General features: G+C 72.3%; 6 protein-coding genes and 1 tRNA gene. 1 reads left to right on the top strand and 6 read right to left on the bottom strand.

Features of this window, described 5'->3' with window-relative positions:
• Positions 1-11: 11 nt before the first annotated feature.
• Together IE95_RS19875 and glgX are read right to left on the bottom strand one after the other, a co-directional pair.
• Positions 12-1,670 carry an alpha-amylase family protein gene (locus IE95_RS19875; protein ID WP_051703286.1) on the bottom strand — a complete coding sequence of 553 codons (1,659 nt, stop codon included), beginning with the start codon at positions 1,668-1,670 and terminating at the stop codon, positions 12-14.
• Positions 1,667-3,940 carry a glycogen debranching protein GlgX gene (glgX, locus tag IE95_RS0117885; protein WP_030153473.1) on the bottom strand — a complete coding sequence of 758 codons (2,274 nt, stop codon included), beginning with the start codon at positions 3,938-3,940 and terminating at the stop codon, positions 1,667-1,669. Before glgX ends, IE95_RS19875 begins: the two co-directional genes overlap by 4 nt.
• Positions 3,941-4,256: 316 nt before the next feature.
• On the opposite strand from glgX, the gene IE95_RS0117890 reads away from it, so the two are divergent.
• On the top strand, positions 4,257-4,490 hold the full coding sequence (locus tag IE95_RS0117890) for a hypothetical protein (protein WP_030153475.1): 234 nt from the start codon (positions 4,257-4,259) through the stop codon (positions 4,488-4,490).
• Between the two features lie 56 nt (positions 4,491-4,546).
• Here IE95_RS0117890 and IE95_RS0117895 read toward each other — a convergent pair whose 3' ends face one another.
• The 4 genes from IE95_RS0117895 to IE95_RS0117910 all read right to left on the bottom strand — a co-directional run bounded on the left by IE95_RS0117895 (position 4,547) and on the right by IE95_RS0117910 (position 6,702).
• Positions 4,547-4,849 (bottom strand): hypothetical protein, encoded by a 303-nt coding sequence (locus IE95_RS0117895; protein WP_030153477.1) that lies wholly within the window; start codon positions 4,847-4,849, stop codon positions 4,547-4,549.
• A gap of 37 nt (positions 4,850-4,886) precedes the next feature.
• A complete protein-coding gene (locus tag IE95_RS0117900) occupies positions 4,887-5,210 on the bottom strand; it encodes a DUF2277 domain-containing protein (protein WP_030153480.1) in 324 nt (107 codons plus the stop codon).
• Positions 5,211-5,261: 51 nt separating this feature from the next.
• Entirely contained in the window at positions 5,262-6,242 is a 981-nt protein-coding gene (locus IE95_RS0117905) for a hypothetical protein (RefSeq protein WP_030153483.1), read from the bottom strand.
• Positions 6,243-6,627: 385 nt separating this feature from the next.
• Positions 6,628-6,702 (bottom strand) — tRNA-Val (locus IE95_RS0117910).
• Between the last annotated feature and the right edge of the window lies 1 nt (position 6,703).

The raw sequence follows: 6,703 nt of genomic DNA on the forward strand, positions 1-6,703 counted from the left end.
GGCGAGACTAGTCAGCCAGAGGTCAGTACGACAGCGGAACGGGCCCCGACGCGCACGGAGGACCCGCTCGGGAGACCACCTGCGGTGTGCCCCTCGGGGGGCGGCCACTGCGCGGCCACGTGCCACGCGCGGCGCGAGGCGGGCAGGAGCGTGGTGCGTGGCTGTGACCCGATGTTGACCGCCGTGACCAGCTTTCCTCGCTGCACCAGGACGACCCCGCTCGGGCCACGGTGCACCAGGCGGGGCGTGTCGTCGGGGACCGTGCGGCGCAGCGCCAGGAGCGTGCTCCACCACGAGTGCAGCCGATCGGAGACCGGGAGCACCAGACGTGGGACGAACGCCGAGGCGAGGACGAGGGCCGCGGCGAGCGCGCGGGCGTCGTCCACGTCCTCGGCGCCGCCGGTCGTGCCCTCGGCGCCCTCGGGTCTCCCGGCCGTGCAGGCCGCCGGGGCCAGGCCGATCATGATGCGGTCGGCGTCGGGGACCGTCAGGAGCCGGCTCAGGGTACCGAACCACGCCGGGTCGCTCGCGTGCGAGCCTCTCAGCAGCTCGTGGAGTGCGTCCTCGACCTCGTGGACCCACACCTGGCTCAGGCCGCGTCCGCCCTGCTCGGCGGGGACGAGGAGACGCGGGTCCTGCGTGTCGCACTCGCCGACGAGGCGGACCGGGCGCTGATGGGTCGTCGTCGCGGCGTCGGCGGTGCGTGCGACCTCGACGAGAACGTGGACCGGGGAGGCGTCCGCCAGGTCCTGGACGCGGGCGATGCGCAGGGCGTCGACATGGAAGTCGTCGAACCACCGCCTGGCGCTCGAGGTGATCCAGTCGTGGACCTCGCGGCTGCCCGCGCGGTCGAGGTTGATCCTGCGGCCGCTCGGTCGATCGGTGGGTGGCGGGGTCTCGTCGGGGACCGGAGGGGGCGGGGAGCCGGTGAGGTGGGCGGTCAGCGTCGGACGCAGCCGCGTGCGCTGGGGCGAGAGGTAGGGCGCGAACGACTGCAGGAAGGTCGCGCCGGGGGCGGCGCGGTGGTAGGCCACGCCCAGCGAGACCCCCAGCCCGCGGGCGTGCGCGGCGTCGACGAGACGCTGCAGGGCCCGCGGCCCGCCGAACTCCTCGCACACGGTGTACAGGTGCGGGCACACGACTCCCGCGACCGACCCGATCGTGTGGAGCTCGACGACCGCGACCCCCAGGTCGACGAGCTCGTCGAACCGGGCGGCGGCGGCGTCCAGGGTGCCCTCCGGGGTGAACGTCGCGACGTCGATCTCGAGGACCGCGCCCTGGGGCGAGGGGCCCGCCCAGTCGCCGTCGGTCCAGGCGAACCCGGGGTCGAACGAACGGCTCCAGCCCAGGAGGCCGTGCGGCTGGCGAGGGCTGCGGGGGTCGGGCAGGGGGCGCCCGCCGTCGACCGAGAACGCGTAGTCGGTGCCGGGGGCCAGGTCGTCGTCGGCGCTCCACCAGCCCGGGAGGTCCATCCCGACCAGGCGCAGGGGGCGGCGCTCGGCCCGCGTCCCGGTCGGGACGTGGTCGTCGGGCGTGACGCCGGCCTCGCGGGGGAGGACCACCTCGAGCGTGCGGGCCTGCGGCGCCCAGACGACCGGGCGGGGGCCGGGGACCGTGAGCGTGGGAGCGGGGTCGGGCGGTTTGGTGATGTTGCGGTAGCGCGACGTCATACGGCATGCACCTCGCCGGCCTCCCGGACCAGCAGGACCGTCGCGAACGAGGCGACCGTGATCTGCTCGCGCGCGGCGTGCACGGAGGGCTCGGGGTCGCCGGGGGACTCGGTGCGCACGAGCGTGCGCCACCGCTCGCCGTACGCGGCCTCGGGCAGCGTGAAGTCGAGCGGGGAGTCCGAGGCGTTGAGCAGCAGGAGGAACGAGTCGTCGACGATGGGCTCGCCGCGGCGGTCGCGCTCGGGCAGGTCGTCGCCGCCCAGGAAGACCATGACGGACCGGGCGTAGCCCTGGTTCCAGTCGGTCGTGTCCATGCGGCTGCCCGAGATGTCGAACCAGTCGATGTCCGGGATCTCGCCCTCGGGCGTGCCGGCCGGGCCCTGGAAGAAGCGGCGGCGGTGCAGCAGGGGGTGCGCCCGCCGGATCCCGACCATGCGCCGGGCGAAGGCCAGGAGGTCGCTGCGCTCGTCGTCGAGCCCGTCCGGCCCGCCCCAGTCCATCCAGGTGATCTCGTTGTCCTGGCAGTAGCCGTTGTTGTTGCCGTGCTGCGTGCGTCCGATCTCGTCCCCGTGCGAGAGCATCGGGACGCCCTGGGACAGGAGCAGCGTCGCGAGGAAGTTGCGGCGCTGCCGGGCCCGCAGCGCACGGACCTCGGGGTCGTCGGTGGGGCCTTCGACGCCGCAGTTCCACGACCGGTTGTGGTTCTCGCCGTCGGCCCCGCCCTCGCCGTTGGCCTCGTTGTGCTTCTCGTCGTAGGACACCAGGTCGGCGAGGGTGAACCCGTCGTGGGCCGTGACGAAGTTGATCGACGCGATGGGCTTGCGGCCCGTGTGCTCGTAGAGGTCGGAGGACCCCGTCAGGCGGCTCGCGAACTCGGGCAGCATCGCGGGCTCGCCGCGCCAGAAGTCGCGCACGGTGTCGCGGTACCGGCCGTTCCACTCGGTCCACAGGGGCGGGAAGCCGCCCACCTGGTAGCCGCCGTCGCCCAGGTCCCAGGGCTCGGCGATGAGCTTGACCTGGGACACGACCGGGTCCTGCTGGACGATGTCGAAGAACGCCGAGAGCCGGTCGACCTCGTGGAACTGGCGTGCGAGGGTCGCCGCGAGGTCGAAGCGGAACCCGTCGACGTGCATCTCGGTGACCCAGTAGCGCAGCGAGTCCATGATGAGCTGGAGCACGTGGGGAGAGCGCATGAGCAGCGAGTTGCCCGTGCCGGTCGTGTCGAAGTAGTGGGCCTCGTCGCCGTCGACCAGCCGGTAGTAGGCCGCGTTGTCGATCCCGCGGAACGACAGCGTGGGCCCCAGGTGGTTGCCCTCGGCCGTGTGGTTGTAGACGACGTCGAGGATGACCTCGATGTCGGCCTCGTGCAGCGCCTTGACCATGGCCTTGAACTCCATGACCTGCTGACCGCGCGTGCCGTACGCCGTGTAGCCGTTGTGGGGCGCGAAGAAGCCGATGGTGTTGTAGCCCCAGTAGTTCGACAGGCCCTTGGCGACGAGCCCGGGGTCGTTGACGAACTGGTGGACCGGCATGAGCTCGACCGCCGTGATGCCGAGCGCCGTGAGGTGCTCGATCACGGCCGGGTGCGCCATGCCCGCGTACGTGCCACGGAGCTCGTCGGGCACGTTGGGGTGGCGCATCGTCATGCCGCGCACGTGCGCCTCGTAGATCACCGAGTCGTGGTAGTCGTGCTGGGGCGGGCGGTCGTGCCCCCAGTCGAAGAACGGGTTGACGACGACCGACGTCATGGTGTGCCCCAGCGAGTCCTCGGTGTTGGTGGGGGCCGGTGGGCCCGACGGCGAGGGCGGGGCGGGGGGTGTGTCCGCGTCCTGGGTGTCGTCCGGGTCGTCCGTCGCCGCGTCCGGGGCGGGCTGACCGCCGGGGTGCGCGTCGTCGTCGGGCACCTCGCCGAAGCGGTACGAGAAGAGCGACTCGTCGCCGTCGACCTGCCCGTCGATCGCCTTGGCGTACGGGTCGACGAGCAGCTTCGACGGGTTGCACCGGTGACCCGACGCCGGGTCGTACGGACCGTGGACCCGGTAGCCGTACCGAGTTCCCGGGCCGAGCCCGGGCAGGTACACGTGCCAGACGTGCGCGTCGACGTCCTCGAGGACGACCCGCGTCTCCAGGGGACGGCCGGCGGTGTCGGTCTCGTCGCCGATCAGGCACAGCTCGACCTTCTCGGCGACCTCGGAGAACAGCGCGAAGTTCGTGCCGGTCCCGTCGAACGTCGCGCCCAACGGATACGGTCGCCCTGGCCAGGTCTGCATGGGTCGACCTTTTCATCCCGCGGGCGTGTTGTCGCCCACGGCACGCCCCGACGGGTGTGCGGGGGCTCACGTCCGGGCGGGCGCACCGGGAGGAACGGGCCACCCTTCCCGGCCCGACGGCGGCGCTCGCCGTCGTCGGGCGGCGTGCGTCGTGGCGGGAAGTACGCCCATCAGGTTGAAATAGTGTGCCAAGCGCGTCCGGTCCCGGAGCGCCGGCCGGACCTTCGGCCCACCAGACCGGCCCCGACGGGCCGGGGAGAGTGCGAGGTCGGCGCGGGGTCGTGCAACGAGCCGCCGGACCTGCTAGACCGGAGTCATGAGCAGCACGAGCGAGCACCGCACGCCCGACGCGGTCGACCTGAACGAGAGCGACGTCTCGTCCGCACGCATCTCCCCGCGCACCCGCATCCGGCTCGAGGACGAGGCGGAGGCCGACGTCCGTGAGGGCGGTGACGCCTCGAAGGCCCCGCACTCGCTCTCCGAGGCGGAGCGCCAGCCGAGCGACGGCATGTCGAGCGGACGGTCCTGGGACGACCCCGACGAGCTCTGACCCCTCCCACGACGCGCGGCCGACGCCGACCACCGCGAGGACAGGGGAGCGGGCGGTCAGTCGAGAGTGGGCAGCCGGTCCCGGTCGACCGCCACGAGCCGCGGCATGCCCGCGGGGGCGACCTTGCTCAGCGCGACGTAGCGCGCCTCGGCCCGATGGAGACGGATGTGCTCGTCGAGCGACCAGTCCGGGCCGTTCGTGAGCTGCATCCCGCACGAGCAGTCGATCGTGACGCGCCCCTCGGTCGTGCGGCAGACCTGACCGATCGTCACGTGCGACGTGTGCGCCTCGGCTTTGGCGCGTCGCATCGAGGCGCTGACCGGCTCGGCGGTGACAGGTTCGTTGACGGGGGACTCCACCCGCCGAGCCTAGACGCTGCCGGCCGGGCCGGCGGAATCAGTGCTCGTGGGCCAGGCCCAGGGCGTGCGCACGCTCGTGCTCGGCCTCGGCGGCCTCACGGGCCGCGATCCGGGCGCGCACCTCGGCACGACGCAGCGGCGGGACCGTGCTCGGTGGCTGACGGCGGTCCGGCAGGTCCGCGAGCAGCCTCGTGACGGTCGCGGCGATCTCGGCGACGGCGGCGTCGATCGGGCCCCGGGTCGAGGCGCTGACCGTCTGGACGCCGGCGACCTTGCGGACGAACTGCAGGGCCGCGGCCTGGATCTCCTCGTCGGTCGCCGGGGGCTCGAGCCCGCGCAGGGCAGTGATGTTTCGGCACATGCTCCCGACGCTACGGGGCGCCCGGCGCACCTTCAAGGGATGGACGGCGGGCTACGTCGTCTGCGCGTGCTTCTCGATGAAGGCGGTGATCGCCGTCTGCTCCGCGGCGACCGCGGCGAGGTCGGGCGTGAACAAGCGACCGTCGAAGTAGCGCGGCCGGCTGCCCTCCGGTCCGTGGCAGGCGTCGATCGACGTCCGCCACTTCTCGGCGTGCTCACGCCACTCGACACGGTCGACGATCGCAGGTTCGGTGAACCAGACGTTCCACGTCAGCAAGTTGCCCGGAGCGAGGAGGTTGCCCGACGACAGGTTGAACACGTACATCACGAGCTCGTTGAAGTCGTCCACGAGCTCGTCACCCGTCACGGCGATGGGCGCGATCTCCGCCGCAAGGTTCGCGACGGCCCAGGCCGTGTCGTAGTGCTCGGCGAAGGACGGGATCGGGAACCAGTCCGTCTGTCCCGAGCGCCCGGGCAGGACCGGCTCGGACGGCTCGCCGTGCCGGTGGATGGGCACCCGGATCGCCTGCTTCTTGTCGGCCGGGAACGGTCGACCGGTCGACGAGAAGAGGTCCCACAGGAGTTGCACGAGAGGGCTCTGGGCAGCGCTCGGGCTGAACCAGATCTTGCCCTCGACCGTCAGGTCCGCCGCGACCGTCCGGCTCGGCTCGTCGACCCACCCGCGCTGCCCCGTCACGGAGACCTCGATGTTGAGCGTCCCGAACGACGGCGAGCACGCACCCTGCTGCGGGCAGATGACCGAGTACACCCGGCCGGCGTTCGTGTAGCCGATGCGCGAGATGTCCGGGGCGAACATCTGGTAGGCGCGGGAGTCCGGCGTCCCGGGAACGGTCTCCCAGCTGAACTCCGGCCACAGGACCGCCTGCTGGCGATCGAGCAGGTCGATGTTCGCCATGTTCTCCAGCAACGGCAACGACGAGAGGTCCGGGTCCGGGTAGGCGAAGGCCGGGTTCGACTCGGCGAAACCACCGACCCATCCCGGCGGGACAGGCTCGTTCTGTTCAGGTGTCACGTTCTGCTCCTCGGTAGCTCGACTCGTCCGGCGGCGCCCTGCCTGCCGGGCCCTGAGGAAGGCGGTCCCTCAGGCAGTGCCCCCACGTGCGGCCGTGGATCACCGAGCGTGCCCTTCCCGGTGGGTGGCCCGCGCTCGGTGCTTCGGTGCTTCGGTGCTGGAGTCGCGCCCTGGCGTCGGCGACAGGGGTGCTCCGCGTCACACCGTCCCACGCGCGGTCCCACCGCGCGCGGGGAGAGGGGTGGGGTCTCAGGTGCTGGCGGGGCCCTCGCGTCGGCGACGACATGCGGGGAGCGGCGGCAGGAGTCGGGGGACTGGGGGTGCGGGGCCAGGTGCAGGGTCCGGGAATGGCGAAAGGCCGCCCCGGTGGGGACGGCCTTTTGTGTGGTGGGCGATACTGGGATCGAACCAGTGACCTCTTCCGTGTCAGGGAAGCGCGCTACCGCTGCGCCAATCGCCCA

It is taken from the genome of Oerskovia turbata (assembly GCF_000718325.1).
Lineage (GTDB): Bacteria > Actinomycetota > Actinomycetes > Actinomycetales > Cellulomonadaceae > Oerskovia > Oerskovia turbata.

Coding starts and splice junctions, on each gene's coding strand:
- glgX (WP_030153473.1), bottom strand. CDS start 3,940: ATGCAGACCTGGCCAGGGCGACCGTATCCGTTGGGCGCGACGTTCGAC.
- IE95_RS0117900 (WP_030153480.1), bottom strand. CDS start 5,210: ATGTGCCGAAACATCACTGCCCTGCGCGGGCTCGAGCCCCCGGCGACC.
- IE95_RS0117890 (WP_030153475.1), top strand. CDS start 4,257: ATGAGCAGCACGAGCGAGCACCGCACGCCCGACGCGGTCGACCTGAAC.
- IE95_RS19875 (WP_051703286.1), bottom strand. CDS start 1,670: ATGACGTCGCGCTACCGCAACATCACCAAACCGCCCGACCCCGCTCCC.